This is a genomic window from Thermomonas aquatica (assembly GCF_006337105.1).
Taxonomy (GTDB): Bacteria; Pseudomonadota; Gammaproteobacteria; order Xanthomonadales; family Xanthomonadaceae; genus Thermomonas; species Thermomonas aquatica.
The window spans coordinates 2,220,043-2,246,896 of the sequence record NZ_CP040871.1 but is presented as its reverse complement, the minus strand read 5'-3'; the positions used below and the strand labels follow the sequence as shown (position 1 = coordinate 2,246,896).

Annotated in this window: 23 protein-coding genes; 11 read left to right on the top strand and 12 right to left on the bottom strand. The window is 69.5% G+C overall.

Translation table 11 applies throughout. From position 1 onward, the window contains the following. Positions 1-3 precede the first annotated feature (3 nt). From glnE to FHQ07_RS10570, 9 genes are all read right to left on the bottom strand, one after another. Positions 4-2,778 (bottom strand): bifunctional [glutamate--ammonia ligase]-adenylyl-L-tyrosine phosphorylase/[glutamate--ammonia-ligase] adenylyltransferase, encoded by a 2,775-nt coding sequence (glnE, locus tag FHQ07_RS10605; RefSeq protein ID WP_240703471.1) that lies wholly within the window; start codon positions 2,776-2,778, stop codon positions 4-6. Between the two features lie 191 nt (positions 2,779-2,969). After that, entirely contained in the window at positions 2,970-4,550 is a 1,581-nt protein-coding gene (locus FHQ07_RS10600; RefSeq protein WP_139716772.1) for an FAD-dependent oxidoreductase, read from the bottom strand. Positions 4,551-4,596: 46 nt separating this feature from the next. Further along, positions 4,597-6,216, bottom strand: coding sequence for a phytoene desaturase family protein (locus FHQ07_RS10595; RefSeq protein ID WP_139716771.1), 1,620 nt, complete (start codon positions 6,214-6,216; stop codon positions 4,597-4,599). A 65-nt stretch (positions 6,217-6,281) separates the two neighbouring features. Beyond that, positions 6,282-6,797 (bottom strand): SET domain-containing protein, encoded by a 516-nt coding sequence (locus FHQ07_RS10590; protein ID WP_139716770.1) that lies wholly within the window; start codon positions 6,795-6,797, stop codon positions 6,282-6,284. Between the two features lie 8 nt (positions 6,798-6,805). Then, positions 6,806-7,324 carry a peptidoglycan-binding domain-containing protein gene (locus FHQ07_RS10585; RefSeq protein WP_139716769.1) on the bottom strand — a complete coding sequence of 173 codons (519 nt, stop codon included), beginning with the start codon at positions 7,322-7,324 and terminating at the stop codon, positions 6,806-6,808. An 82-nt stretch (positions 7,325-7,406) separates the two neighbouring features. Beyond that, a complete protein-coding gene (locus FHQ07_RS10580; RefSeq protein WP_139716768.1) occupies positions 7,407-8,639 on the bottom strand; it encodes a RuBisCO large subunit C-terminal-like domain-containing protein in 1,233 nt (410 codons plus the stop codon). Continuing rightward, the gene (locus FHQ07_RS10575; protein ID WP_168191543.1) at positions 8,636-9,295 is read right to left on the bottom strand and encodes an IspD/TarI family cytidylyltransferase; all 660 of its coding nucleotides are present in this window, start codon (positions 9,293-9,295) and stop codon (positions 8,636-8,638) included. The genes FHQ07_RS10580 and FHQ07_RS10575 overlap by 4 nt, the downstream gene beginning before the upstream one ends. Continuing rightward, positions 9,288-10,625, bottom strand: a complete 1,338-nt coding sequence (locus FHQ07_RS14405) for a tetratricopeptide repeat protein (protein ID WP_168191542.1) — start codon at positions 10,623-10,625, stop codon at positions 9,288-9,290. The genes FHQ07_RS10575 and FHQ07_RS14405 overlap by 8 nt, the downstream gene beginning before the upstream one ends. Positions 10,626-10,651: 26 nt before the next feature. Beyond that, positions 10,652-11,893: a hypothetical protein gene (locus FHQ07_RS10570; protein ID WP_168191541.1), complete on the bottom strand. Its 1,242-nt coding sequence runs from the start codon at positions 11,891-11,893 to the stop codon at positions 10,652-10,654. A gap of 347 nt (positions 11,894-12,240) precedes the next feature. On the opposite strand from FHQ07_RS10570, the gene FHQ07_RS10565 reads away from it, so the two are divergent. After that, positions 12,241-13,389 carry a cytochrome-c peroxidase gene (locus FHQ07_RS10565; protein WP_139716765.1) on the top strand — a complete coding sequence of 383 codons (1,149 nt, stop codon included), beginning with the start codon at positions 12,241-12,243 and terminating at the stop codon, positions 13,387-13,389. On the opposite strand, the gene FHQ07_RS10560 is transcribed toward FHQ07_RS10565, so the two are convergent. The 3 genes from FHQ07_RS10560 to groES form a co-directional block, all read right to left on the bottom strand. Further along, on the bottom strand, positions 13,386-14,858 hold the full coding sequence (locus tag FHQ07_RS10560) for a hypothetical protein (RefSeq protein WP_139716764.1): 1,473 nt from the start codon (positions 14,856-14,858) through the stop codon (positions 13,386-13,388). The two genes, FHQ07_RS10565 and FHQ07_RS10560, sit on opposite strands and share 4 nt — an antisense overlap. Before the next feature lie 245 nt (positions 14,859-15,103). Beyond that, positions 15,104-16,744 (bottom strand): chaperonin GroEL, encoded by a 1,641-nt coding sequence (gene groL / locus FHQ07_RS10555; protein ID WP_139716763.1) that lies wholly within the window; start codon positions 16,742-16,744, stop codon positions 15,104-15,106. 56 nt (positions 16,745-16,800) lie between these two features. Further along, positions 16,801-17,091, bottom strand: a complete 291-nt coding sequence (groES, locus tag FHQ07_RS10550) for a co-chaperone GroES (RefSeq protein WP_139716762.1) — start codon at positions 17,089-17,091, stop codon at positions 16,801-16,803. A gap of 208 nt (positions 17,092-17,299) precedes the next feature. Here groES and cutA point away from each other — a divergent pair, with 208 nt between their 5' ends. The 10 genes from cutA (at position 17,300) to FHQ07_RS10500 (ending at position 26,753) form a co-directional block, all read left to right on the top strand. Beyond that, on the top strand, positions 17,300-17,623 hold the full coding sequence (gene cutA / locus FHQ07_RS10545) for a divalent-cation tolerance protein CutA (protein ID WP_425476912.1): 324 nt from the start codon (positions 17,300-17,302) through the stop codon (positions 17,621-17,623). Between the two features lie 10 nt (positions 17,624-17,633). After that, a complete protein-coding gene (locus tag FHQ07_RS10540; RefSeq protein WP_425476966.1) occupies positions 17,634-19,931 on the top strand; it encodes a protein-disulfide reductase DsbD family protein in 2,298 nt (765 codons plus the stop codon). Continuing rightward, complete coding sequence (locus tag FHQ07_RS10535; RefSeq protein WP_240703470.1) at positions 19,931-20,536, top strand: TlpA family protein disulfide reductase; 606 nt, start codon at positions 19,931-19,933, stop codon at positions 20,534-20,536. The genes FHQ07_RS10540 and FHQ07_RS10535 overlap by 1 nt, the downstream gene beginning before the upstream one ends. A 237-nt stretch (positions 20,537-20,773) precedes the next feature. Further along, positions 20,774-21,214: a type II 3-dehydroquinate dehydratase gene (gene aroQ, locus FHQ07_RS10530; protein WP_139716759.1), complete on the top strand. Its 441-nt coding sequence runs from the start codon at positions 20,774-20,776 to the stop codon at positions 21,212-21,214. Positions 21,215-21,232: 18 nt separating this feature from the next. Further along, positions 21,233-21,724: an acetyl-CoA carboxylase biotin carboxyl carrier protein gene (gene accB / locus FHQ07_RS10525; protein WP_139716758.1), complete on the top strand. Its 492-nt coding sequence runs from the start codon at positions 21,233-21,235 to the stop codon at positions 21,722-21,724. A gap of 12 nt (positions 21,725-21,736) precedes the next feature. After that, positions 21,737-23,104, top strand: a complete 1,368-nt coding sequence (accC, locus tag FHQ07_RS10520; protein WP_139716757.1) for an acetyl-CoA carboxylase biotin carboxylase subunit — start codon at positions 21,737-21,739, stop codon at positions 23,102-23,104. 78 nt (positions 23,105-23,182) lie between these two features. Beyond that, the gene (locus tag FHQ07_RS10515) at positions 23,183-24,499 is read left to right on the top strand and encodes a hypothetical protein (RefSeq protein ID WP_139716756.1); all 1,317 of its coding nucleotides are present in this window, start codon (positions 23,183-23,185) and stop codon (positions 24,497-24,499) included. A gap of 67 nt (positions 24,500-24,566) precedes the next feature. Then, a complete protein-coding gene (locus FHQ07_RS10510) occupies positions 24,567-25,295 on the top strand; it encodes a hypothetical protein (protein ID WP_139716755.1) in 729 nt (242 codons plus the stop codon). Between the two features lie 43 nt (positions 25,296-25,338). Continuing rightward, positions 25,339-26,250: a 50S ribosomal protein L11 methyltransferase gene (gene prmA / locus FHQ07_RS10505; protein ID WP_139716754.1), complete on the top strand. Its 912-nt coding sequence runs from the start codon at positions 25,339-25,341 to the stop codon at positions 26,248-26,250. Next, positions 26,247-26,753, top strand: a complete 507-nt coding sequence (locus FHQ07_RS10500) for a DUF3426 domain-containing protein (protein ID WP_139716753.1) — start codon at positions 26,247-26,249, stop codon at positions 26,751-26,753. The genes prmA and FHQ07_RS10500 overlap by 4 nt, the downstream gene beginning before the upstream one ends. Positions 26,754-26,854: the final 101 nt, after the last annotated feature.

Here is a 26,854-nt window from a genome sequence, read left to right as displayed (position 1 = left end):
ACGTCAAGCTTGGAAGCGCAGGCCCTGCACGCGCGCCGCATCGCGGATCGCTGCCCGCGCCCGTTCGATGACGTCGCCGTACGGCACGCGCCGTGGCCTGCGATCCAGCGTGCAGCGCATGCCGGCATCCAGCAGCACCGCGTGTGCAGCGAGCAGCGCGGCGTGCGTCGATGCATCGATCGCACCGGCATCGCGTGCGGCATCGAGCAAGGCCGGCGTCGCCCGTGGCCGGAGTAGCGCGGCATGCGTGGCCGCATCGCGCATCACCAGGCACTGCAGCAGGAATTCCAGGTCGACCAACCCACCCTCGCCCTGCTTGAGGTCGAATACCGCGCCATCGCTGCGGTCCAGTTCGGCGCGCATGCGCTGGCGCATCGACGACACATCCCCGGCAAGCGCAACCGCATCGCGCGGTCGCGCCAACACTTCGTCGCGCAAGCCATCGAACGCGGCGATCAATGTGGCATCGCCTGCCACCGCGCGCGCGCGCACCAGCGCCTGGTGCTCCCAGGTCCAGGCGCGTTCGCGCTGGTACTCGGAAAAACTGGCCAGGCTCGAGACCAGCAAGCCTTTCGCGCCATCCGGGCGCAGGCGCACGTCGACCTCGAACAATCGACCGGCGCCGGTGCCGGCGCCGAGCAGGGCCACGATCTTCTGGCCGAGCCGGGCGAACCAGCGCGGCGCGTCCATCGCGCGCGCGCCGTCCGACTGCGCATCGGCGGCAGCGTCGTACAGGAACACCAGGTCGAGGTCGGAACCGAAACCGAGTTCCTCGCCGCCCAGGCTGCCGTAGCCGAGCACGGCGAAGCGCCCGCCTTCGATCGTCCCGTGCGCGGCCTGCATTTCCTCCAGCGCGATGCGCAGCACGCAGGCCACCACCGCGTCGGCCAGCCAGGCCAACCGCTGCGCGCAGGATTGCGCATCGCAACGCGCATCCAGTAAGGCCAGCGCGATGCGGAAGCTCAGCGCCTGCCGCACTTCGTTGAGCGCGTGCAGCGAGGCTTCCGCATCGCCCTCGCGCAACGCGGCCGCGCATTCGGCCTGCATCGCGGTGCGATCCGGCAGGCCGCCGGCCACGCGCCGGTCCAGCAATTCGTCCAGCAGCAGCGGATGCGCGGCCAGCCGTTCGCCGAGCAGCGCGCTGCGCGACAGCGCATCGACCAGGCGCTGCAGCGCGACCGGCTGTTCGTCGAGCAGGGCCAGGTAACTGGCGCGCTTCAGCAGGGTGTGCAACAGCGGCAGCAAACGGCGCAGCGAGGCATCCGGTTGCGAAGAAACGGCCGCCGCCTGCAGCAGCGCGGGCAGCACCCGATCCAGCCGCGCACGCGTGGCATCGGACAGCTCGCGCACGCCGGGCGCGCGCGCGAAATCGCAGAGGCTGCGGTGCAACGCGTCGCCGGCCTCGAAGCCGGCGGCCGCCAGCTGGCCCGCATCGCCATCGTCGGGCAGGCTGCGCCAGTACAGGGCCAGGTCGCTGTCGCCGGTTGCGGCCTGGCGTGGCGCCAACAATGCCGCGAACTCGGACGCGACGCGCGCGCGCACGCCCTGCAGTTCGCGTTCGAGCGCGGGCGTGTCCGCGTATCCCAGCCCACCCGCGATCCGCTCGCGTTGCGCGGGATCGGCCGGCAGCGCATGCGCCTGCGCATCGCCGAGCATCTGGATGCGGTTCTCCAGCACGCGCAGGAAGCGGTAGGCATCCACCAGGGCGGCGCCCGCTTCGGCATCGACATGGCCCGCGTCCACCAGCGCCCGCAGCGCCGGCAGCAGGCGGCGTTCGCGCAGCGCCGGTTCGCGCCCGCCGCGGATCAGCTGCAGCGCCTGCGCCAGGAACTCGATCTCGCGGATGCCGCCCGGCCCGCGCTTGATGTCGTCCGCCAGTTCCTTGCGCGCGACTTCCGCGGCGATCGCCGCCTTCATCGTGCGCAGGCCGTCCAGCGCGCCGTAGTCGAGGTAGCGGCGATACACGAACGGCCGCAACGCGGCGAGGAAGCGTTCGCCGGCCGCCAGGTCGCCGGCCACCGGCCGCGCCTTCTGCCAGGCGTAGCGCTCCCAGTCGCGACCCTCGCGCTGGAAGTATTGCTCCATCGCCGCGAAGCTCAGCGCGACCCGGCCGGCATTGCCGAACGGGCGCAGGCGCAGGTCGACGCGGTGGCTGAAGCCATCGGCGGTGACTTCGTCGAGCAGCTTGGCCAGTTGCTGGCCGAGCCGCGCGAAGTAGTCCGATGCCGCCAGCGGGCGCGCGCCGTCGGATTCACCCTCGTGCTCGTAGGCATAGACCAGATCGATGTCGGAACTGAAATTGAGTTCGCCGCCGCCGAGCTTGCCGAGGCCGAACACCACCAGTCGCTGCGGGTTGCCCTCGGCATCGCGTACCGTGCCGAAGCGCTGCGCGAACTCGGCTTCCAGCGCAGCCAATGCGAGCTGCAGGCAGTTTTCCGCCAATGCGGTGCTGCCGGCGAGGATGGCCTCGACCGGATCGCCGGCGACGACATCGCGCCAGACCAGGCGGGTGGATTCGGCCTGCCGATGGCGGCGCAGCAGGCGCGGCCAGTCGGCGCGGTTGCCGGGATCGAGCGCCGGCAGCGGCGCAGGCGCGGCACCGCCATCGGCCTGCAGGCGCTCGATCAGCGCAGGTTGCGCCGCCAAGACAGCCAGCGCGAAATCGCTGGCGATGGCGAGCCTGCGCAGCTTCGCCATGAAGCCGGCATCGCCGCGCCAGGCGGATTCCGCAGGCAGGCGGGCGAGCTTGCGTTCGACGAGCTGATCGAAATCGTGCATCGCTCGATTCTTGCATGCGCGCATGGCATCCCGTGCCGCGGCATGCGCGCATAAAAAAAGCCCGCTTCGACCGAAGTCTCTGCGGGCTTGCTCCCTCCCCCACGTCGGGATGCGGGGTGATCGTGAAGGAATCGTTATGGGCTTTGCACGCTGCACTGCAAAAAAGGACTGCCCAGTGCAGGAATAACGACTCAGCGCCGATGCGCGGCCAGGCCACGCTGCAGCAGGACCGCCTGCGCGGCCAGCTCGCCGGATTCGCAGCCGCCTTCCATGAAGCCCTGCGCTTCGATCGAACAATGTTCGCCGGCGAAATGCAGGCCGCCGACGGCCTCGCCCATCGCCCCGCCGATCGACGACCAGTCGCCCGGCTGGAAGCAGGCGTAGCTGCCCAGCACCCACGGGTTCGACGGCCAGTGCATGCGCGCCTCCGCGGCATTGCCGCGGGCGGCGGCGATGCCGGGAAACACCCGTTCGAGGTCGCGCACCGCGGCTTCGGCTTGTTGCTTCGGCGTGCCCTGCCCGAGTTCGATGCCGTGGCGTCCGCCGGTGAAATTGGTCAGCGCACCCGCCGTGCCGGCCTGCTTGCGCGAGGTATCCCAACTGGTCTGGTAGCCGAGGTCGCTCATCGATGCGCCGTTGGCGTGCTGTTCGCGCCAGGTGCGGCGCTCGAAGCCGATCATCAGCTTGGCATTGGTGCCGTAGGCCAGGTGGTCGATGGCATGGCGCTTGCGCGCGGGCAGCGCGACATCGATGCGCACCTTGCGCAGCAGGGTGAATGGCAACGCCAGCACGACCTGCCGCGCACGCACCTCGCGCGAGGAATCGCCCTTGCGCAAGCTGAGCACGTAGCCATCGGCATCGCCACGCACCGCTTCCAGCACGTGGCCGGTTTCGATCGCGTCGGACAGTTTCGCCGCCAGCGCCTGCGGGATCAGGTCGTTGCCGCCGCGCACGTGGAAGCGCTCGTCGCTGCCGCCGAAGATGCGGAATGCGTCCTTGTCCTCGGTGCCGATGAAGGTGAGGAAATTCAGCGCCGACTGCTGCTCGATTTCCAGCCCCATCTCGGTGGTATAGGCCACGTCGAGCAGCTTGCGCAGCCAGCCGTTCACGCCATTGCGGTCGAACCACTGGGCGATGCTGAGCGCGTCGAGTTCGCGGAATTTCGGGTTCTGGTCGGTGTAGTCGTAGTCGCCATCGCCCGCGGCGGCGAGGTCGCGCTCGATCGCCGCCGCCACCGGCACGAACGCGCGCACGATCTCGGCCTCGCCGATCGCGCGGCCATCGAAGAACCAGCTGTCATGGTCGCCGTCGCCGTCGAGCAAGTCGTCGAGGGTCAGGCCGAGTTCGCCGGCCAGCTTGCGGATGTGCGCATGCCCGGTGTCGATCAGCTCGCCGCCGAGTTCGATCACCTGGCCATCGGCGAAATGGTTGCGCAGCGACAGCATGCGCCCGCCGATGCGGTTCTGCGCTTCGTACACGCGCACGCGCACGCCGGCCTGGCGCAGCCGCCACGCCGCGGTCAGGCCGGCGATGCCGGCGCCGACGATGGCGACTTCATCGTCCGTCTTCGCGCGCATCGGCAACGGCAGCGATTGGCAACCGGCCAGCAATGCGCTGGCGCCCGCCGATTGCAGCAGGCGACGACGACGATGGTCGATGCGCTGCGCGCGCGCGGCATCGTGGAATTCGTCGAGCGGCATGCGCACGTGGCGCGATGCGCGGGCGATGGCGGCGGCGCGTTGCAGCAGGCGGAACAGCGGGGTGCGGCCCATGGGTGGACTCCGGGGTGCGTCGTCCCGGATCAACGCGCGCAGCGACTCAATCCGGACGCGGCCCCTTGCGCAAGTCCTTCAGGATCTCGCGCGCGGCATTGCGCCCCGGCAGGCCGGTCACGCCGCCACCCGGATGGGCGCCGGAACCGCAGAGATAGAGATTCTTGAACGCACCGCGGTAATTACCCTGCCCCAGCAGCGGGCGCGCGCTGAACATCTGGTCCAGGCCGAGCGCGCCGTGGAAGATGTCGCCGCCGACCAGGCCGATGCGGCGCTCCAAGTCGAGCGGGCTCAAGGCTTCGTAACCGAGCACGCTGCGCGCGAAGTTCGGCGCATAGTCGTTGACGGTATCGATCATCAACCTGGCCACGGTATCGCGGTGCGCGTCCCAGCCGCCCTCCACCTCCGGGTTCACCTGCTGGCAGAACAGGCTGGCGACGTGCTGGCCGGCGGGCGCAAGGGTGTCGTCCAGCGTGGAGGAAATCACCACCTCGACGATCGGCTTGCGCGCCCAGCCGGCGTTGTGCGCCTTCGACTTGGCGTCGAAATACGCCTGCTCGAAATACTGCAGCGACGGCCCGATCAGGATCCCGCTGGAGTGGTGCGGCTGTTGTTGCGTGCCCGGCATCGCGGTGAAATCCGGCAGTTCGCTCAGCGCCACGTTCATGCGGAAGGTGCCCGAACCGTTGCGATGGCGTTCGATGCGGTTGGCGGTGTCGTCGTCCAGTTGACCGCGTTCGACCAGCTTGGTGTACAGCAACTTCGGGTTGAGGTTGCTGGCGATGGTGGCCGCGCGCAGCTCGCGGCCGTCGGCCAACGCGACGCCGACCGCCTTGCCGTTCTCGACGATGAGTCGCGCGACTTCCGCATCGGTTTCGATGGCGACGCCGCGCGCCTCGCATTCCTTGCGCATGGCCTGGGTGATCGCACCCATGCCGCCGATCGCATGGCCCCACACGCCGGTCTTGCCGTTCACTTCGCCGAACAGGTGGTGCAGCAGCACGTAGGCGCTGCCCGGGGTGTAGGGGCTGGCGAAATTGCCGACCACCGAATCCCAGCCCAGCACCGCCTTCAGCGGCGCGCCCTCGAAGTAGTGGTCGAGCAATTCGCCGGCCGACTTGGTGAACAGGTCGAGCAGGTCGCGGCGGCCGCGCAGGTCGAGGTGCTTGAGCCGCTTGGCCACCGCGTAGGAATTCAGCCAGTCGGCGAAGGCGATGCGCTCGCCGATGTTCGGCGGGGTCAGGTGCACCAGCTCCTTCAACACCGCGACCACCCGATCCAGCATCGCGTTGTAGCCGGCCCAGCGCGCGACGTCGCCCGGCGCGAACTTGGCGATCTCGGCTTCGGTGTGGCCGCCGCCGAGGCGGAAGCTGCGTCCGTCCGGCAACGGCAGGAAATTCGCGTAGGGGCGCTCGACCACGCGCAGGCCGTGCTGGTGCAGGCGCAGGTCGGCGATCACCTTCGGGTTGAGCAGGCTGACCGTGTAGCTGGCCACCGAGTTGCGGAAGCCGGGGTGGAATTCCTCGGTCACCGCCGCGCCGCCGACCAGCTGCCGGCGCTCCAGCACCCGCACCTTCAGTCCCGCGGCCGCGAGATAGGCCGCGCAGACCAGGCCGTTGTGGCCGCCACCGATGATCAGGACATCGTCGTTCCGGGATTCGCGCACGGGTACCGCCTTCGCCTCGTTTGCCGCCGATGATCCCTGTCCGGCGCGGAAAACGGAAGCGTGCTTCAGCCCGGCTCCGGCTCGTTGAGGAAGCCCCGGCAAAGCGCCGCGCCGCAACGGCAGGGAATCGGGTCGATCTCGCCGCGCAGGTGGTAGTCGAACAGCAGTTCCTCGCCCGCGGCGATCGGCCGCAGGCTGAGCAGGAATACCCGGCGGTGGTCGAAGCGGGCGGCCAGGTTCGGTTCGCAGCCGTGGTTGATGTACTGCGCGCCGCTGCCGCCGATGCCGCCGTCGATCAGCCGGCGCGCGCTGCAGCGGAACAGGTACAACTGCGGACGCAGCCGGCGACGGAAGCCTTCGCGCAGGCCGATCCGCTGGCCGGTGTATTCGATCACCCGCCGTCGCGCCGGGATGTCCTGGTCGGCGTACACGCCCCAGCGGTGGATCCGCGAGCGATCCAGGCGCAGCCGGAACGCACTGGCCCCGGCCTCGAGCCGGGGTTGCTGCCACGGTCCGCCCGGCATCAGGACTTCGCGCACGAAGGCGGTGGCGTCCTCGCCCGGGTCAGCCGCCCCAACCATGCGCGGCCTCAATAGCCCTTGGCACCGCCGCCCTTCTGCGGGAACGGGAATCCGCCGCCCCCGCCGGGCGGCATGCCGCCACCGCTTTTCTGCCCGAATGGATCGCCGGGACTGCCGCCCTTGCCGCCCGGCTGGCCGAAGCCCTTCTGCCCGAACGGATCGCCGGGACCGCCGCCCTTGCCGCCCGGCTGGCCGAAGCCCTTCTGCCCGAATGGATTGGCCGGGCCTTTCGCAGCGGCGGGGCTCAGCGGCTGGTTCGGGTAGGGGTCGTTCGCCCTGGCCTGCAGGTTGCGCAAGGTGGCGCCGCCCGGATCCACCCGGCCATCGCAGACGCAGCCATTGCCGCGCTGGAATTTCTCGATCGCCGCGATGGTCTTCGGGCCCGCCGCGCCATCCACCGCCAGCTCCTGCATCGGCCCGCCGGCTGCGGCAGGCACGCAGTTGAGCAGGTACTGCACGGTCATCACGTCCAGCGCGGGGAAATTCCTGCCGCCGCGACCGACGGTTCCGCCAATGTTCTTGGGCATGGGCCACCTCGCGATCGGCATCGACGATGCCTCTGCCCATGCCAACGCATCCGCCATCCGATGGCGGACACGCCCATCCGGCTCAGCCCGGCGCCTGCCGGTCCAGCGCGTCGCGGAAGATGCCGGCGGCGTTGCGCATGCCCTGCGCATGGCCATCCACCCAGGACGCGACGATCAGCATGTAGTCGTCGCTGCCGATCGCCGCGCGGTAGCGCGCCAGTCCGTCGGGCGACTTGCCGCCCTGCAGGATCGGCATCGCCCGCTGCGGTCGCGCGAACGGCCAGGCATCGGCCATGCCGGCGCCGTCATGCGCGCCGTACTCGCCCGAGGTCACCACCCAGTCCGCGCCGAAGGCCTCGTGCAAGGCGCACATCACCGGATGCGCGACGCCCCAGCCGGGATTGCGGGTGAGCAGGTCGCTGAAGGTGTTGTGGGCCAGGATCGGCATGCGCCGCTGGCGCGCCAGCATCTCCAGCGTGCCCATGCCCTGGATGCCGGGCGCCACCAGCACCGCGTCCACGCCGGCCTCGCACGCGACCTCCCAGCGCGACTGCAGTTCCCAGGGCTCGCAGATCAGGTTGGCGAGGTAGCCCTTGCGCTGGCCGCTGGCCGCGCGCGCGGCATCGCGCGCGGCCACCATCGCCTGTACATGGCGGGCGAAATCCCCGCCATCCGCGAACACCTGCAATTCGTCGTCCTTGACCATGTGGAAGCCGCCTTCCAGCACCTCGCGGTTGAGCCGCGCCATGGTGTCGGTGTCCAGGCCGACAGCGGGCCGCATCGAGCGGCACAACACCGGCCCGCGCTCGATTCCCAGCATGGCGCGGATGCCGGACACGCCGAAGCCCGGACCGGGCCCGAAACCTTCCGGCAACGCCAGCGCGGCCAGTTGGAACCGGGTCAGGAACCCCAGCCGCGGGATTTCACCGACCACCACGTTCCACAGCTGGGCCGGCTTGCCGGCCAGCAATCGCCGGGGGATGGCCAGTTCGACGCGCCACGCGCTTTCGCCGCCTTCCTCGTCGGCGTACACCTCGGTCTGCAGGTGGTAGGGCGCCACCGCGCCCGCGGCATCGCCATCCGCCTGCACGTCGAGCACGCGGATCGTCCAGTCCTCCAGCATCGCCGGTTCGACGTGCCCGCGGATCGCGGTGGTCGCCGCGCTCTGTTCCATCGCCATCGCCATCGCGGTGGCGACGCCGTCGTGTTGCGACGCCACCCGATAGGTCGCCCGCAGGTAATCCGCCGGCGACAACCGGGCTTGCCACTGGAACAGTTCGGGGTGCTGCGTGCGCGGCATGTTGCCACTGCTCATGTCAGGTATTCCTCCAGCAATGTCGCGACCCGCCAGTCGATCGGCGTGGTCAACTTGATGTTGTGTTTCTCGCCGGCGACGGCGGCCACCTCGATTCCCGCGTCGATCGCCAGTTGCAAGGTCGATTGCGGCCGGTAGCCGCGTTCCTGCGCATGCGCCAGCAGCCTGCGCATCGTCTCGCGCGAGAATGCCTGCGGCGACTGGAACACGCCCGCTTCGTGGCGCAGCAGGACCGCTGCCACCTTGCCGTCGCGCAGCCGCGCCACCGGCACTTCGGGATCCACGAACGCGCCGGCGCAACCGGTTTCGCGCGCGCGGGCCAGCACCGCGGCACACAGCGCGATGCTGGAGAACGGCCTGGCAGCATCCTGCAGCAGCAACCAGTCGCCGCGCGCGGCGCGGGCCAGCAGGGCCACGCTGTCGTGGCGGGTTTCGCCGCCGACGATCACCCGGCAATCGGGCAACAGCGCGTTGGCTTCGTCGAGCCGGTCGGCCGGCACCGCGACCACGACTTCATCCGCGACCCGGCGCCCCTTGTCCGCCAGCCAGCGCAGCAGGGGCCGCCCGGCCAGTTCCAGGAAACCCTTGCAGCCGAGCCCGAGCCGATCACCGCTGCCCGCCGAGGGAATCAGGCATGACACTTCGACTTCAGCCATCGAAACGCAGCCCGTCATGGCCGGCGGCCTGCAGCCTGGCCAGCAGGCCGCGCACTTCGGCCAGGTCTTCGCGCGCCAGCAGTTGCGCGCAATAGGCCACCGCGCGCGCCCATTCCCGCCCGCGCAACGCATGCGCCAGCCGCAACAGGCCCAGCGTCACCGCGCGCGGCAAGGACTCCGCTGTCCGGCTCGGGTTCGACAGCATGGTGTCGCTGTAGCAGCGGTCGTATTCGATACCGGCATCCACCCGCCGCTGTTCGCGCCAATCGGCGCCGTACATCGCGCCCAGGAATGCATCCAGCGGCTCCGGGACCGGCCAGTCGCGGCCATCCCAATGGAAGGTCCCGATCCGGTACGCGGGCATTTCGGAGGCCAACTGGTCCGGCCAGCCCATCTGGTTGCGCATGCGCCCGTCCGGCCCGCTGCGCGGGAGCATCAGGTCCACGCCGATGCCGCTGGCGACATGCAGCAGTCCGATCACGGTGACAGGCGCCGACGGCGGCGGCGGGAACGCGCGATAGTCCGGATTGGCGGCGAAATGCGCGCGGACCCGCTCGCGGCCGTGCTCGGAAAGGTCGGGGAGGGCCAGGTCGATGTCCTTGTCGTGCGGGAACGGCCGCCCGTCCTTGACGATCGCCAGCAGGACGCCCGCGGTCAGGTGATAGCCGACGCCCAGCGCATCGAGCTGCGCGCACGTGTCGTGCAGCACCGCCGTCACCCCGGCATCCGCCGGCGGGCGCAGGCCGCTTCGTCCCGGCGCAGCGAAATCCGTCGCTGCGGACAGACCGCGCAAGGCCTGCAACACGGCTGCGCGCGCCTCGTCGTGGCACATGCGCAGGCGCGCCTGCTCTGCGTGGGCGAGCGCGAGTTGCCAATTGCCGGGCAGCCGCGCCGCGGCATCCCGCAGGACCTCCAGCGCGCGGTCGTCCCGCCCCACCGCGCGCTGCATCTGCGCATAGTTCAATGCCGCCGCTTCCAAGCCGGGCACCAGCACCAGCGCCTGGTGCATGGCCTGCGCGGCATCGCGCCGTCGTTGCAGCATCCAGCTGGCGACGCCGTAATTCACCCAGGCGTCGGCATGGCGACTGTCCAGCTGCAGCGCGCGCTGCGCATGCGCGCGCGCGCCGGCGGCATCGCCCAGGCCGATGCCGAGCGCGGCGAGGTTCGACCAGCTCGCGGGATGGCGCAAGGCCTCTTTCTGCGCCTTGCGATAGCCCTGTTCGGCCTCTTGCCTATCCCCCGCGTCGAGCGACCTGGCGGCCTGGACGATGGCATCCGCCGCCGGCTCCGGGGATCGCGCGACCCGGACGTTCCACTGCAATTGGCTCACGATGCCCCCTGAGAGCGCCGCGCATGTTACCGAATCCGACCGCCCGACAACCGTGCTTGCACCTCGCGCACCGCGTCCTGCTGTTCGACGGCGAGGATCTGGTGGCACAACGCCGCCGCCGACCGCATCTGGCCCTCGTGCAAGGCCGTGAGAAGCGACAGCAGGGCGCGGTTGAGCGCTGCCGGGCGACTCGCCGACGCGATCCCCGGGCTGTGCAAGCCCTTCTGGATGAATTCCCGGGGCACCGGGGTGCCGGCCACCATCTGGGTAGGCAGCGCCCAGTCGTCGCCGTAGATCCATTGCAGGTATTCGTCGAGCGGCTGCGGTAGCGGCAACGGCACCTGCATTCCCGCGCATGCTTCCTCGACGATCGAGAATGCGGGCGTGTCGAACACCAGGTGATCCGGGGCGCCAAACGAGCCCCGCCAGCGCCCGCCGCTCCGGTCCTGCAGCATGATGTCGATCGGAATGCCGCTGGCCTCGTGCACCAGGCCGAGCACGCCGATCGCGCCGCCACTCGGGGCAATCTGCCCTTGCCGGGCGAACGGACGGTAGCCGTCGGCGAAGGCGGCGCGCAGCGCGTCGTGGCCGACCCGGCTATCGACGACGATGTCGATATCCTTGCGCGGTTCTGGCAGCCCGCCGTGCAACGCGTAGATGCGCACCGCGCCACCCGCCATGCATGGATCGCAACGCAGGGGCGCCAGCCTCCGCAGGCAATCCTCCAGCACCCCGCGCCATGCCTCGAGCGAATGGGGAAGCTGCGCGGGCAGCTCGGGCAGTGCCGGACTCGGCAATCCCTCGTTCGCCATCAACTGCAATGCCTCCAACGCATGCTGGCGGCAATCGCCGAACCGCCCGAGGATCCGCTCCAACTCCGCCATCGCCCGCAACAGCGCCGCCGTCCGGGTGCCGCATTCGCGCGCCGCGCGCATCACCTCGTAGGCTTGGGTCACGCGATCCACGCTACGCAACATGTAGGCGTAGTCGATCGCCGCCGTTGCGTTCGCGGGCGCGAGTTCGACTGCATGCGCCATTGCCCGTGCGCCGTCCTTGCGCGCTCCGGCATGCCAACAAGCGACCCCTGCGTTCACCCACGCCTCCGCCTGCGCCGGCGCCATGCCGATCGCCTTGCGCGCATTCGCGAGCGCGGCATCGAAATCCTTCAGTCCCAGCGCGAGCGCCGACAGGTTCGACCAGCACTGCCAGGTCGAGGCCCGTCGCAACGCTTCGGCATAGGCACGCCGCGCCTGGTCGTGGTCGCCCATCGACAATCGACGCGTCGCCTCCGCGGCCAGACGGGCAGCCGGCGGAAACGCGACGGACGCGGGCTGAGTGATGACACAAGCGGAAAGCAATGCAGCGGCTCCGACCACACACGTACGGCAAGCATACCCAGTCGAGGTCCGCACGAAGGAAAGGCCGCCGAAGCCGAGGCGGCATGTCGATGCAAGGGCATGCATGCAACCGCGGATCGGAAATCCCTGCCGCTGGCCCATCGGCGCCGGCCCGTACTTCTCGGACCGGCGATCGAGGCGGCGGCGGGTGCGGCGATGCTGGCGACCCTCGGCAAACCGGCTAGGATGAATCGCGGACGAACCGGGAGAGGACGGGCTTGCGAAGCATCAGGGCGCTCACCTGCGCCGCGGCGATCCTGGCGCTGGCGGCATGCGGCCGCGAGGACGTCCCGTCCCCCACTCCGGCGGGCGTCGCCGCCGCCACCCGCATCGATTTCGCGCAGGTCGCCAATTACGCCGCGCCGCCGCTGCCCGCCTATTTCGACGGGACGGTGGCCGCGCTCGACAACAGCCCGGCGTCCAACCCCGGCGACGACCGGGTGGCGACGCTCGGGCGGGTGCTGTTCCACGACCTGCGGCTGAGCACCAACAACCGCAGCTCCTGCGCCGCCTGCCACCAGCAACGCATCGGCTTCACCGATCCGCTGCGCTTCAGCAACGGCATCAGCACCGCCGGCACCACCGACTTCCATGCCATGCGGCTCGGCAACCTGCGTTACTGGCGGCCGGGCAGCGCCTTCTGGGACCGGCGCATGCCCACCGCGGAAGCGCAGGCGAGCCAGCCGCTGCACAGCCTGGTCGAGATGGGCTGGGGCGAGACCGCGGGCGGCATCGATGCCCTGCTCCGCAAGATGGCGGCGACGGCTTACTACCCGGACCTGTTCGCCTGGGCGTTCGGCAGCGCGACGATCAGCGAGCCGCGCATCCAGCAGGCGCTGGCCCAGTTCGTGCGGGCGATGGTCTCGCACGACAGTCGCTGGGATGCCGGCTATGCGCGGGTGTTCTCGCCCACCGCGCCGAACCGGGCGCTGGACGTCGACCTGCCGAATTTCACTGCCCAGGAGAACCACGGCCGCCACCTGTTCATGACCTCCGTGGACCAGGGCGGCGCCGGCTGCGCGTCCTGCCACCGGCCGCCGACCTTCGCCCTGGCCGCGGATGCGCGCAGCAATGGCCTCGATGCCGGCGAGACGCGGCTGTTCAAGGCGCCATCGCTGCGCAGCGTGGGCCTGAGCGGGCCGTACATGCACGACGGCCGCTTCGCGACCCTGGCCGAGGTGATCGATTTCTACGCTTCGGGAATCCAGGACGGCCCGGCGCTCGACCCTCGCCTGCGCGACGGCGGCGCGCCACGACGCCTGCACCTCGATGCGACCGACCGCGCCGCGCTGGTCGCCTTCCTGAAGACGCTGGACGATCCCGCGCTGACAACGGATCCGCGCTTCGGCGATCCGTTCCGCCGCTAGGCGCGGATCGCGTACAGGGTCGCGTTGCTGATCGCGTAGACCCCGCCGTCGGCACCCACCAGGGTCGGCGTATAGGCCTGGCCGAGCCCGGCGTTGAGCCGCACGTTCTGGGTGAAGGTGTTGGTGGTGAGGTCCCAGCGATACAGGATGCCGTCCTCGTTGTTGGCCAGGATCGACTTGCGCGCCGGGTCCGCGGCCATGGTGTTGATGCACCATTCGCGCCGCGCCGTGGTCGAGCCGACGTCCAGCGTCGGGCCGAGGATGGTGAGCACTTCCTTCATCACCTGCATGGCCGGCACGATCGTGTCGGCCTGGCTCGCGCCCGGATCGAGGATGGCCAGCTGGTTGAGCCCGATGCCGGTGCCGACGCCGGCATAGTTGTTGTACTTCTGCGCAAGCAGGTAGGTCGAGGCGCCGGTGTAGGACGGCACCATCGATGCCGGGATCACGCTCGGCGACACGTCCCAGCCGAAGCTGCCCGGCACGCCCACCGGATTGAGCATGGCATCGAACTGCAGCAGCCAGCCGCGCGCGTTGTGGGTGCCGAACGTGCGTTCCAGCACGCCGTAGAACACGTGGCCATCGGGGCCGATCACCGGCGTCGCCGTGCCGTCGTCGCTGAGACGTGCAGGAACGCCCAGGTTCGGATCCATCAGGGCGACGCTGGCGCGGGTGGCCAGCGTGGTGCTGTTGAGCGCGAGCAGCACGCCGTTCTGGGTCGCGCTGGTCGCGCCGCGATTCGCCGCGATGTAGACGGTGCTGCCGTCGTTGGAGAGCGCCGGCGCGCAGTTGAGCACCGGCTTCACGATGGTCGGATCGGCGGCGGCGGCGGCGACGCCGACCCAGGTGCCGGTGCCGTCCGCGGCGATGCGGGCGATGCCGCTCACCAGCCCGGCCGGATTGCTCCCCGTCACCTGGAAGCCGAAGAACAGATTGCCCTGCGCGTCCGCGGTCACCGGCGTGTTGATGAAGACGGTGGCGTCGAACGCGGCCGGATTGGCGTTGTACTGCGCGGCGCCGTAGAACACCTGCGGCGTGAACGTGCCGGTGGCGGCGTCGCCGTCGGCCCGCATCAGCAACTTGCCGCCGGCGCCCGGCGCATACAACCGGCCCTGCGGGGTGAGCAGCAGGTTGTAGGGCGGAACCCAGTTGTGCGGCGGGGTCACGTAGTCGGTATTCGCCTGCCAGACCAGCGCGCCGTTGGCGCCGTTGCGGCCTTCCACGCGGTAAGCGCCGGTGGCCGTCGTCTTCACCGGGATGAGCACGGTGTTGTGGGTGGTCACCACCGGCGAACCGTAGTGGGTGAGCAGCGCGCCGGACGGTGTGTATTGCGGGGCCAGGTCGACCGGCGTCGTCCATGCCACGCGCGCCAGGTCCTGCGTGGCGATCGCGCTGACCGCGGTGTGCTGCGCATCGTGCCCGTAGCTGAACCAGGCCGGGCCATTCACTGCCGGCGGGGGCGGCGTCACCGGCGGTGGCAACGGCGACGGCCCGGGACTGGACCTGCCGCCCCCGCCGCCGCATGCGGCCAGCGCGATGGACGACGACAACATCGCCAGTGCTTGACGGCGCGAAAAGAGCAAGGGCTTCGGCGGCGCGGGATGGCGACTCATGGCGCGGGCATGCTCCTTCCTTAGATGCGCCGCACTCTGCCGCAAAAACGAAGCCCGGCACAAGGCCGGGCTTCGCATTCAGGCTGACGTGGCGGGCCGGATCAGAAATCCATGCCGCCCATGCCGCCCATGCCACCGCCGGCCGGCATCGCCGGCTCGTCCTTCTTCGGGGCCTCGGCCACCATCGCTTCGGTGGTGATCATCAGGCCCGCGATCGACGCGGCGTTCTGCAGCGCGGTGCGGGTGACCTTGGTCGGGTCCAGGATGCCGAACTCGATCATGTCGCCGAACTCGCCGTTGGCGGCGTTGTAGCCGAACGCACCGGAACCTTCGACCACGCGGTTGAGGATGACCGACGGCTCGTCGCCGGCATTGGTCACGATCTCGCGCAGCGGGGCTTCCATCGCGCGCAGGGCGATCTGGATGCCGTGGTTCTGGTCTTCGTTCACGCCCTTGATGCCGGCGATCGCGGCCTTGGCACGGATCAGGGCGACGCCGCCGCCCGGGACGATGCCTTCCTCGACGGCCGCACGGGTCGCGTGCAGGGCGTCTTCGACGCGCGCCTTCTTTTCCTTCATCTCGACTTCGGTGGCGGCGCCGACCTTGATCACCGCCACGCCGCCGGCCAGCTTGGCCACGCGCTCCTGCAGCTTCTCGCGGTCGTAGTCGGAGGAGGTCTCCTCGATCTGCGCCTTGATCTGCTTGATGCGGGCCTGGATGCCGTCGGCTTCGCCGGCGCCGTCGATGATGGTGGTGTTTTCCTTCGACACCTGGATCTTCTTGGCGCGGCCCAGGTCCTTGATGGTGGCCTTCTCCAGCGACAGGCCGACTTCCTCGGAAATCACCACGCCGCCGGTCAGGATCGCCATGTCTTCCAGCATCGCCTTGCGACGGTCGCCGAAGCCCGGGGCCTTCACCGCGCAGACCTTGACGATGCCGCGGATGGTGTTGACCACCAGGGTCGCCAGCGCCTCGCCTTCCACTTCTTCCGCCACGATCAGCAGCGGCTTGCCGGCCTTGGCCACGCCTTCCAGCACCGGCAGCAGGTCGCGCACGTTGGAGATCTTCTTGTCGTACAGCAGGATGAACGGGTCGTCCAGGTCGGCCGACATCGACTGCTGGTTGTTGACGAAGTACGGGCTCAGGTAGCCGCGGTCGAACTGCATGCCCTCGACCACGTCGAGTTCGTTGTCCAGGCCGCTGCCTTCCTCGACGGTGATCACGCCTTCCTTGCCGACCTTGTCCATCGCCTGCGCGATCAGGTCGCCGATGTTGGCGTCCGAGTTCGCGGAGATCGCGCCGACCTGGGCGATTTCCTTGCTGGTCGACGACGGCTTGCTGATGTTCTTCAGCTCGCCGACCGCGGCCTTCACGGCCTGGTCGATGCCGCGCTTCAGGTCCATCGGGTTCATGCCGGCGGCGACCGCCTTCATGCCCTCGCGGATGAACGCCTGCGCCAGCACGGTGGCGGTGGTGGTGCCGTCGCCGGCGTTGTCGGAGGTCTTGGAGGCGACTTCCTTCACCATCTGCGCGCCCATGTTCTCGAACGCGTCGGCGAGTTCGATTTCCTTGGCGACGGAGACGCCGTCCTTGGTGATGGTCGGCGCGCCGTAGCTCTTCTGCAGCACGACGTTGCGGCCCTTCGGGCCCAGGGTGGCCTTGACGGCATTGGCGAGCACGTTGACGCCGCGCACCATCTTGGAGCGCGCGTCCTCGCCGAAACGAATGTCCTTGGCAGCCATTGCAATTACCTCGATGAGAATTCAGTAGATAGGGAATGCGGGGAAGCGACGCGCGATCAGCCGAGGATCGCGAACAGGTCGTCTTCCTTCACCACCAGCAGCTCGACGCCGTCCAGCTTCACTTCGGTGCCGCTGTACTTGCCGAACAGGACCTTGTCGCCGACCTTGACCTGCGGCGCGCGGACCTGGCCGTTGTCCAGCACCTTGCCGGTGCCGACGGCGATCACTTCGCCCTTGATCGGCTTCTCGGTGGCCGAATCCGGGATCACGATCCCGCCGGCGGACAACTTCTCTTCTTCCATGCGCTTGATGACCACGCGGTCGTGCAGCGGCTTGATATTGGACATGGCAACCTCGTAAATGGTTGATTGACGTGGGAAAACCCGGCGATTTTAGCAGTCGGTCGAAGCGAGTGCCAAATTGCGGACAACAGCACCGGGCGAACCCGGCATGGCACCGAGATGGGGCGGCTGGCGGGGCTTTCAAGGGCAAACGGCAACCATTCGCGAACCTTCGGCAGGTTCGCCGGCCCGGGGCTGCCGCTACCCTATGCGGATGACTGCGCTGCTCTGCTACTGCACCTGCCCCGACGCCGATACCGCCGGGCGCATCGCCAGCGCGCTGGTGGAGGAACGGCTGGCCGCCTGCGTGAACATCCTGCCGGGGATGCGCTCGATCTACCGTTGGCAGGGCCAGGTCGAGACCGCGGATGAAGTCCTGCTGCTGATCAAGACCAGCCGCGAGGCCTACCCCGCCCTGCAGGATCGCCTGCGCGACCTGCATCCGTATGAACTGCCGGAGCTGCTGGCGGTCGAACCCGCGCTTGGCCTGCCCGGGTACCTGCAGTGGCTGGCCGATGAAACCCGTCGCAAGGACTGACCGAATGCCGTTGTCCCGTTTCCGTCGCTGGCTGGCTGGCTTCGCGCTGGCGATGGCCCTGCCCGCCGTCGCGGCCGATGTCGAGTTGCCGCCGGTCGACGAGGTCTTCGTGCTGTCCGCGCAGGCCACCGCGCCGGATCGCATCGAGGTGCGTTGGCAGATCGCCAAGGGCTACTACCTGTACCGCCATCGCACCTCGGTCAAGGCCGATGCCGCCTTCACCGGCGCCAAACTGGCGCTACCGACCGGCGACAAGCATCGCGACGAATTCTTCGGCGATGTCGAAACCTATCGTCGGCAACTGGTCGGCACGCTGCGCGGCACCCCCGCCGCGGGTGCGGCCACGACCACCCTGACCGTGAAATACCAGGGCTGCGCCGATGCCGGCGTCTGCTATCCGCCGCAGACGCGCACGCTGAAGGTCGCGCTGCCGGGCGAAGCCGCCGGCGACGGCGGCTTCGGTTTCGCGAAGAAGGGCGGCGGGCTGTTCGGCCTGGGCGGCAACGACGCGGGCGCGGTCGATGCCGCGCCGTTGCCGGTGGAACGCGCCTTCACCAGCGAGGTCATCGCCGATGGCGGCGACCGGCTGCTGCTGCGGCTGACCCCGGCCAAGGGCTACTACCTCTACCGCGACAAGCTGTCGGTGAAGCTGGACGCCGGCAAGGGCTTGTCCGCCTCGTTGCCGCCGGCATCGAAACTGCCGAAGGCCCAGCCTTACCGCGACGAGCATTTCGGCAATGTCGCGGTGTATTTCGACCAGGTCGAGATCGCGCTGCCGGTGACCCGCCGCGTGACCGATGCCGCCAAGGGCACGCTGGTGCTGGGCCTGCAGGGCTGCCAGGACGGCGGCATCTGCTATCCGCCGATGACCCGGCGGCTGGCGGTGTCGCTGCCGGCGGGCACGGTCACGCCGGCCGCGGCCATCGCGCCGGCGGCGGGCGGCGATGCCGCAGGCGCCAATGCCGATCCGGGCACTGCCAGCGATGCGCCGATCGCAGCGGCCCCGGCAAGCGATGCCACCGCAAGCGATGCCCCACCTTCCGGCGATGCCGAACGCACGCAACCGCCGCAGCAACAGACCCGCGGCCTGCTCGGCTCGTTGCTGCTGGCCCTGCTCGGCGGCCTGATCCTGAACCTGATGCCCTGCGTGCTGCCGGTGCTGTCGCTGAAGGCGCTGGCGCTGGCGCAGGGCGGCGAGAGCCCGCAGCGCGCGCGCAACCATGCGCTGGCCTACACCGCCGGCGTGCTGCTGAGCTTCGCCGCGCTGGGCGCGCTGGCGCTGGCCCTGCGCAAGGCCGGGCTGGCGCTGGGCTGGGGCTTCCAGCTGCAACAACCGCTGGTGGTCGGCGTGCTGGCACTGGTGGTGTTCGCCTTCGGCCTGAGCCTGTCGGGGCTGTGGTACGCCAATGTCGGCATCGGCCAGCGCGGCAGCGCGCTGATCCGGCGCGGCGGGATGTCGGGCGATTTCTTCACCGGCGTACTGGCGGTGGTGCTGGCCACGCCCTGTACCGCGCCGTTCATGGGCGCGGCGCTGGCCTATGCCTTCACCGGCCCGGCCGCGGGCGGGATGCTGGTATTCCTGATGCTGGGCCTGGGCCTGGCGCTGCCGTTCCTGTTGATCGGTTTCGTGCCGGCGTTCGCCCGCCTGCTGCCGAGGCCGGGCGCGTGGATGGAGACGCTGAAGCAATTGCTGGCCTTCCCGATGTACGTCACCGCCGCCTGGCTGGTGTTCGTGCTGGCCTCGCTGCGCGGCGCCGAAGCCGTGTGGCAATGGCTGCTGGCGGCGATCGGGCTGGCGTTCGCCGCCTGGGCCTGGATGCGGGCGCAACAGGGCGGGCGCAACCGCTGGAGGGCGGCGGCGCTGCTGGCCCTGATCGCGACGGCATGGCCGCTGGCCACGCTGCATGGCTTGCCGAAACCGGAAGCCGCGCCCGCCATGGCCGCGCGCAACGGCATCGCCAGCATCGCCTTCTCCGAACAGGCCTTGGCCGACCTGCGCGCGCAGGGCCGGGTGGTGTTGGTCAACATGACCGCCGACTGGTGCGTGAGCTGCAAGGTCAACGAAAAGGCCGTGTTCGCCCGCGACGGTTTCCGCGCGGCGATAGACGCCGCCGATGCGGTGTACATGACCGGCGACTACACCGATGTCGATCCGTCCATCACCGCCTACCTGGAACGGCACAAGGCGGTCGGCGTGCCGCTGTACGTGGTCTATCCGCGCGGCGGCGGCGAAGGCCGGATCCTGCCGGTGATCCTGACCCCGGGCCTGGTCGAGGACGCCCTGGCGCAGGCTGCGGGCGGGCGCTGATGCCATCGAACAAGGCGATCATCGGCGTCGCTTTGCTGGCGGCGCTCGCCGGGGCGGCCGCAAGCCTGTACTTCGAGCCCAGCATCGCCCAGCGCCTGGCCGGCACCGAACTCGGCCAGCGGATGCTCGGCGCGGTGCTGCAAACACGTGCCCCGGCGCCACCGCATGGGGTGATCGTCGCCGAACGTGGCGACATCGTGCCTGCCATGCGCCTTTTGACGGTCGATGGCGCCGCAACCGGCATCCCCAAGGCCTGGGCCGGCAGAACCACCCTGGTCAACCTGTGGGCCAGCTGGTGCGCACCCTGCCTGAAGGAAATGCCGGAACTTGAGGCATTCGCCCGCGAACAGGGGGCAAATGGCACGCAAGTCGTCGGCATTGCGCTGGACGATGCAGCTTCGGCGCAGGCCATGCTGCAGCGACTGCGCATCGCCTATCCCAACCTGGTCGACGCCCCCGGCCCCGCCGATGCCGGTGTGCGCCTGGGCAACCCGGCCGGCGTGCTGCCGTACACGGTGCTGGTCTCGGCCGAAGGGCGCGTGTTGAAGACCAGGATCGGGCCGTTTGAAAGCCGGCAGGACATCGCCGACTGGACGCAGCACTGAAGAGCCGGCGGGCATGCAAAGGAGCACGGGCGGCATTCGCGGCACTGCCGCCGCTCCGTCGTGATGACCGGATGAAGCGGTTGCACATGCCTGCCCCTCAGTCGCAGCGGCCAACCAGCCCATTAGAGCCTTCGCTCAAACAAGCGCTTAAAATTCCGTTATCAAGCTGAAGTTCGCCGAACTGGACAGCATCGCCGGCTTGCGCGACACTGCGCGCCCGCTCCGACGGCCTTGTCGATGGCACAGCTGCTGGTCCTGCACGGCCCCAACCTCGACCTGCTCGGCAGCCGCGAGCCCGAGGTCTATGGCCGCACCACGCTGGCCGACATCGACGCCGACCTGGCCGCCCGCGCCGCCGCCGCCGGCCATGCCCTGCTGTCGCTGCAGTCGAACGCCGAGCACGTGCTGATCGAACGCATCCATGCCGCCCGCAACGACGGCACCGCCTTCATCCTGATCAACCCCGCTGCCTTCACCCACACCTCGGTGGCCCTGCGCGACGCGCTGGCGGCCGTGGCCATCCCCTTCATCGAAATCCACCTGTCGAACCCGCACAGCCGCGAACCCTTCCGCCAGCACAGCTATTTCAGCGACAAGGCGGTCGGCGTGGTCTGCGGCTTCGGTGCCGATTCCTATCGCTACGCCCTCGATGCCGCGCTTGCGCGGCTCGCGGCCTGACCCAAGAGGACCCGTTCCATGGACCTGCGCAAGATCAAGAAGCTGATCGACCTGCTGGAAGAATCCAACCTGGCCGAGATCGAGATCAAGGAAGGCGAGGAATCCGTACGCCTGGCGCGCGTGCCGAAGGGCGGCCTGGTCCAGGCCGCCGCGCCGATGGTCCAGCACGTCGCCGCGCCCGCCGCCGCGCCGGCGCCGGCCCCGGTGATGCCGATGCATTCGCCGTCGGAAGCCGCCACCGGCGGCTCGCACAAGCCGCATGCCGACCTGCCGCCCGGCCACGTGGTGCGCGCGCCGATGGTCGGCACCTTCTACGCCAGCCCGTCGCCGGACAAGCCGGCCTTCGTCAGCGTCGGCCAGGCGGTCAAGGCCGGCGAGACGCTGGGCATCATCGAGGCGATGAAGATGTTCAACCCGATCGAGGCCGACGTCTCCGGCACCGTGCTCGCCATCCAGTGCGAGAGCGGGCAGCCGGTCGAATTCGACCAGCCTCTTTTCGTTATCGGGTAATCGGGGGTTCCCATGCTCGATAAAGTCGTCATCGCCAACCGCGGCGAGATCGCGCTGCGCATCCTGCGCGCCTGCCATGCGATGGGCATCCGCACGGTCGCGGTGCATTCCACCGTGGACCGCAACCTCAAGCACGTGGCGATGGCCGACGAATCCGTCTGCATCGGCCCGGCGCCATCCAGCGAGAGCTACCTCAACATGCCGGCGATCATCGCCGCCGCCGAGGTGACCGACGCGCAGGCCATCCACCCCGGCTACGGCTTCCTGTCGGAGAACGCGGACTTCGCCGAACGCGTGGAGCAGTCCGGCTTCGTCTTCATCGGCCCCAAGGCCGACACCATCCGCCTGATGGGCGACAAGGTGGAAGCGATCCGCGCGATGAAGGCCGCGGGCGTGCCCTGCGTGCCCGGCAGCGGCGGCCCCTTGGGCGACGACACGGCGACCAACGTGAAGATCGCCGCGGAGATCGGCTACCCGGTGATCGTCAAGGCGGCCGGCGGCGGCGGCGGCCGCGGCATGCGCGTGGTCCACACCGAAGCCGCGCTGGCCAATGCCATCGCCACCACCAAGCAGGAAGCCAAGGCCGCGTTCGGCAACGACATGGTCTACATGGAGAAGTTCCTGGAGAACCCGCGCCACGTGGAGATCCAGGTGCTGGCCGACGGCCAGGGCAACGCCATCCACCTGGGCGAGCGCGACTGCTCGATGCAGCGCCGCCACCAGAAGGTGGTGGAGGAAGCGCCCGCGCCCGGCATCAGCGACGAACAGCGCGCCGAGATTGGCCGCGTCTGCGTGGAAGCCTGCATCCGCATCGGCTACCGCGGCGCCGGCACCTTCGAGTTCCTGTACGAGGCCGGCCGCTTCTACTTCATCGAGATGAACACCCGCATCCAGGTGGAGCACCCGGTCACCGAACTGGTCACCGGCATCGACCTGGTGCGCGAGCAGTTGCTGATCGCCGCCGGCCACAAGCTCAGCATCAAGCAGAGCGACGTGGTGCTGAAGGGCCATGCGATCGAATGCCGCATCAACGCGGAAGACCCGGACACCTTCATGCCCTCGCCGGGCCTGGTGACCCACTTCCACTCGCCGGGCGGCCCGGGCGTGCGGGTGGATTCGCACATCTACGAGGGCTACCGGGTGCCGCCGAACTACGATTCGATGATCGGCAAGCTGATCGTGCACGGCGCGACCCGCGAGCAGGCGATCGCGCGCATGCGGGTGGCGCTGAGCGAGATGGTGGTGGACGGGATCAAGACCAACGTGCCGCTGCAGCAGCGGATCCTGGCCGATGGCGGTTTCGCCCAGGGCGGGCAGAACATCCATTACCTGGAAAAGAAGCTGGCGGAACGCAAGGACAAGGCGCTGTCGGTGATCTGACGCGCCCGCCGGCGTGACCGGTCTTGCCGCGAAAATCCGCTATCCAGTGGAAGATCGACACGAAAACCCGGAGCCGCCATGCAACGTCGCCACCTGCTCTGCCTTGCCCTGACCACCGCGCTCGTGGCCCTGCCCGCGTCCAGCCAGAAGGCCAAGAACCCGCCGACCAACCTGTACATCGACGTCCTCACCCACAACATGGCGGGAATGCCGGACATGGGCGGGATGATGGGCGGACTTGGCGGTTTCATGGCCAAGCGCATGGGCGGCGGCGCCGAGAACCGGTTCGTCTACCCGACCGCGCGCGTCGGCGGCATGACCGGGCAGTACATGGACATGGCGCTGCGCAACGACCTCAAGCCGGGCGTGGAAGCGCAGGACCTGATCCCGGGCGGGCTGAAGCTGGGCAAATCGCTGACCTTGATCGAGCCCGAACCCAGCACGCCGACCAAGGGCAGCACCCCGCCGGGCAAGATCCCGGATGTCGAGGTGAAGATCTCCGAATACTGGGGCTGCGGCGCGGCGGTGCGCCCGGGCCAGCCCAAGGTCGCGACCTTCAAGATCAAGGGCGGCGGCAGGACCATCGACCCGAAGAACCCGATGGGCGGCATGCAGGGCGTGGACTTCCAGTCCAGCGGCAGCCTGTCCAAGGGCCAATACGTGCCGGACCGCGACATCGACCTGAAGCCGGGCTGGGTCTACTGGCCTAACCGCAAGTCCGGCAAGCAGGTGCCGAGCGGCGCGCGGTTGGCCGGCGAGCACAGGATCACCGGCGACGGCATCCCGGCCTCGATGCAGTTCCAGGTCGAGCAGTCCGCCGACTTCATGCCCAAGCTGATGCTGCGCACGCAGGGCGAAGCCACCGCCGCGGTCGGCCTGAGCTGGCCGTCGGTGGATCGCGCGCGCGCCTATTTCATCAGCGGCATGCACATGCAGATTCTGGGCGAGAACTCGTACGCGCTCACCGTCTGGAGCAGCGCCGAAGTTCCCGGCGCCGGCCAGGAACTGCACGCCTACCTGAGCGGCAGCTACATCGACAAATGGCTGAAGCAGAAGATCCTGCTGCCTTCCAGCGCCACCAGTTGCACCGTCCCGAAGGGCATCTTCGCCGGCGCCTCCAACGTGCAGGGCCAGCAGGCCAGCATGCCGGGCATGCTGATGATGACCGCCTACGGCCCGGAAAGCTGGATCACCTATCCGCCCAAGCCGGCCGACCCGAAGCAGCCGTGGAATCCGGAGTGGAGCGTCCGCCTGCGCGCCAAGTCCACCGCCACCGCGATGCTGGGCATGGACTTCGGCAACATGCAGCAGATGGACGACGGCGACGGCCAGCAACAGCAGCAACAGAAGAAGCCCGGCATGAAGGGCCTGCTGAAGGGCATCCTCGGCGGCTGAGCCAGCGCGGCGCAGCGCCCTGCCCGCGTCCATGCCACCATGGGCGCGGGTCCGAAGCCAGGCCGCCATGTCCGATCCCGCATCGTCCCCGTCCAGCAACGCCGGTCCCGCGCTGGCGGCGCGCTCGTCGGCGAAGACCGCGCTCGACGCGACCGTGGTCAACATCGAGCTCACCCTGATCAGCATCATCCAGGGCCTGGCCCTGGGCGTGCTGGCGAGCGCCAGCGTGGCGCCGCTGGTCGAGCTGCAATGGCAAGCCTGGCCGTACATCGCCACCGGCCTGCTGGTGGTGCTGATCTTCTGGTCGCGCGCGCTGCTGCACACGCTTTCGTTCATCGGCTGGCCGCTCGAATTCGGCCATACCTTCGTGTATTTCGGCGCGACCCTGCTGGAGGCCGTGGCCCTGACCCAGGTCGGCGACCCGCAGCGCTGGTTCGCCTTGAACGCGCTCTACGCGATCGCGGTCTGGGGCCTGTACGGCTACGACCTGCGCATCGTGCGCAGGCATGCGGACGATTTCGGCACCGCAGACGAACGCGCCCTGCTCGACGACATCGTCAGCGACCAGCGCATCAACATCCGCTTCATGATGCCGGCCGCGATCGCCTTCCAGGGGCTGGCATGGTGGTTGGTGCGGACCTACCCGGCCATCTTCGTCGATCGCGGCTGGCACCTGTTGCTGATCGGCCTGACCCTGCTGTTCAGCGTCAACTACCTGCTTGGCGGCGTGCGCCTGCTGCAGCGGCGGCAGGCATGGATCGTCTCGCGCAACGCGCAGGAACGGCTCGAATCCTGAAACGGCCATTCCCGCGACGGCCGCAATGCCCAATACTTGGCGCATGCCCTACCTGCAACTCGCCATTCCCTGCACCGAAGACCGGCAACCGCGCGTCGAGCGCGCGCTCGAGGACGTCGGCGCGCTTGCCGTGACCCTGCAGGACGCGCACCTGGATGCCGCCGACGAGCAGGCGATCTTCGAACCCGGCGTCGGCGAGATCCCGCTGTGGCGGGAGATGACCCTGACCGCGCTGTTCGATGCCGACAGCGACGCATTGTGGCTGCTGGCCGCGCTGGAAGCCTTCGATCCCGGCATCGACTGGACGCAGGCGCGCTTCGAGAAGGTCGAGGACCAGGACTGGGAACGCGCCTGGCTCGACCAGTTCCAGCCGATGCGCTTCGGCGCGCGCACCTGGATCGTGCCGTGGAACCACGAGCTGCCCGATGCTGCACAAGCCGGCGATGCCGCGGTCGTGCGCCTCGATCCCGGCCTGGCGTTCGGCTCCGGCACCCATCCGACCACCGCGCTCTGCCTCGCGTGGCTGGATGGACTCGCCGCGCGCGGCGAACTGCAGGGCCGCGAGCTGCTCGATTTCGGCTGCGGCAGCGGCATCCTCGCGCTCGCGGCGCTCAAGCTCGGCGCGGCGCGCGCGGTCGGCGTCGACAACGATCCGCAGGCATTGATCGCCACCGCCGACAATGCCCAGCGCAACGGCATGGTCATCGACGTATTCCTGCCGCAGGACGAACCGGTGCGCGCCTACCCGGTGGTGGTCGCCAACATCCTCGCGGTCGCGCTGGACGCGTTGGCCGAGACCCTGGCCGCGCGCACCGAGGCGGGCGGACGCATCGCGATGTCCGGCATCCTCGCCGGCCAGGAAGGCGAACTGCTGGAACGCTATGCCGCCTGGTTCGACGAGCTGCGCGTCGCCCGCCAGGATGACTGGATCCGCATCGAAGGCCGGCGCAGGTGAGCCGCGCGCCCAGCTTCATCCGCGAAGCCGCGCCGCGCCGCGCGCGCATCGGCGAATGGATCGCGCTGGCGCTGCTCGCGCTGGCGCTGCTGGCGCAGTTGTTCTTCAGCCAGCGCGCGCCGCTCGCGGCGGATGCGCGCTGGCGCCCCATGGTGGTCGCAGCCTGCGGCGCGCTCGGTTGCAGCGTGCCGGCATGGCGCGAACCCGGCGCCTTCAGCATGCTTTCGCGCGACGTGATCGCAGTGCCCGGGCGCCCCGGCGTGCTGCGCGTGCAGGCCAGCTTCCGCAACGACGCCGCCTGGGCGCAACCGTGGCCGGCGCTGGTGCTGGCGCTGTCGAATGCCGAGGGCCGGCAGCTCGGCATGCGTCGCTTCCTGCCGCGCGACTACCTCGGCAATGCGCCGAAGGACGCGCTGCTCGCCCCCGGCCAGGCCACGCAACTGGCGTTCGACATCGTCGAACCGGCAGCGGGCGTGGTCGCCTTCGACTTCCGCTTCGAGTGACGCACCGCACGATTCCGCGCGGCGGCAGGATATTTTTCGATGAATGCGTCGGCGCGCTGCGCGGCGCAAACATTTCGCGCTAGACTCGCCCTCCCGCGGCG

What these genes read in the sequence shown, in the direction of transcription:
- glnE (WP_240703471.1), bottom strand. Translation starts at nt 2,778, where the DNA reads ATGCACGATTTCGATCAGCTCGTCGAACGCAAGCTCGCCCGCCTGCCT.
- accC (WP_139716757.1), top strand. Translation starts at nt 21,737, where the DNA reads ATGCTCGATAAAGTCGTCATCGCCAACCGCGGCGAGATCGCGCTGCGC.
- accB (WP_139716758.1), top strand. Translation starts at nt 21,233, where the DNA reads ATGGACCTGCGCAAGATCAAGAAGCTGATCGACCTGCTGGAAGAATCC.
- FHQ07_RS10580 (WP_139716768.1), bottom strand. Translation starts at nt 8,639, where the DNA reads ATGAGCAGTGGCAACATGCCGCGCACGCAGCACCCCGAACTGTTCCAG.
- FHQ07_RS10515 (WP_139716756.1), top strand. Translation starts at nt 23,183, where the DNA reads ATGCAACGTCGCCACCTGCTCTGCCTTGCCCTGACCACCGCGCTCGTG.
- prmA (WP_139716754.1), top strand. Translation starts at nt 25,339, where the DNA reads ATGCCCTACCTGCAACTCGCCATTCCCTGCACCGAAGACCGGCAACCG.
- aroQ (WP_139716759.1), top strand. Translation starts at nt 20,774, where the DNA reads ATGGCACAGCTGCTGGTCCTGCACGGCCCCAACCTCGACCTGCTCGGC.
- FHQ07_RS10535 (WP_240703470.1), top strand. Translation starts at nt 19,931, where the DNA reads ATGCCATCGAACAAGGCGATCATCGGCGTCGCTTTGCTGGCGGCGCTC.
- cutA (WP_425476912.1), top strand. Translation starts at nt 17,300, where the DNA reads ATGACTGCGCTGCTCTGCTACTGCACCTGCCCCGACGCCGATACCGCC.
- FHQ07_RS10570 (WP_168191541.1), bottom strand. Translation starts at nt 11,893, where the DNA reads ATGGGCGACCACGACCAGGCGCGGCGTGCCTATGCCGAAGCGTTGCGA.
- FHQ07_RS10590 (WP_139716770.1), bottom strand. Translation starts at nt 6,797, where the DNA reads ATGGTTGGGGCGGCTGACCCGGGCGAGGACGCCACCGCCTTCGTGCGC.
- groL (WP_139716763.1), bottom strand. Translation starts at nt 16,744, where the DNA reads ATGGCTGCCAAGGACATTCGTTTCGGCGAGGACGCGCGCTCCAAGATG.
- FHQ07_RS10600 (WP_139716772.1), bottom strand. Translation starts at nt 4,550, where the DNA reads ATGGGCCGCACCCCGCTGTTCCGCCTGCTGCAACGCGCCGCCGCCATC.
- FHQ07_RS10510 (WP_139716755.1), top strand. Translation starts at nt 24,567, where the DNA reads ATGTCCGATCCCGCATCGTCCCCGTCCAGCAACGCCGGTCCCGCGCTG.
- FHQ07_RS10575 (WP_168191543.1), bottom strand. Translation starts at nt 9,295, where the DNA reads ATGGCTGAAGTCGAAGTGTCATGCCTGATTCCCTCGGCGGGCAGCGGT.
- FHQ07_RS10585 (WP_139716769.1), bottom strand. Translation starts at nt 7,324, where the DNA reads ATGCCCAAGAACATTGGCGGAACCGTCGGTCGCGGCGGCAGGAATTTC.
- groES (WP_139716762.1), bottom strand. Translation starts at nt 17,091, where the DNA reads ATGTCCAATATCAAGCCGCTGCACGACCGCGTGGTCATCAAGCGCATG.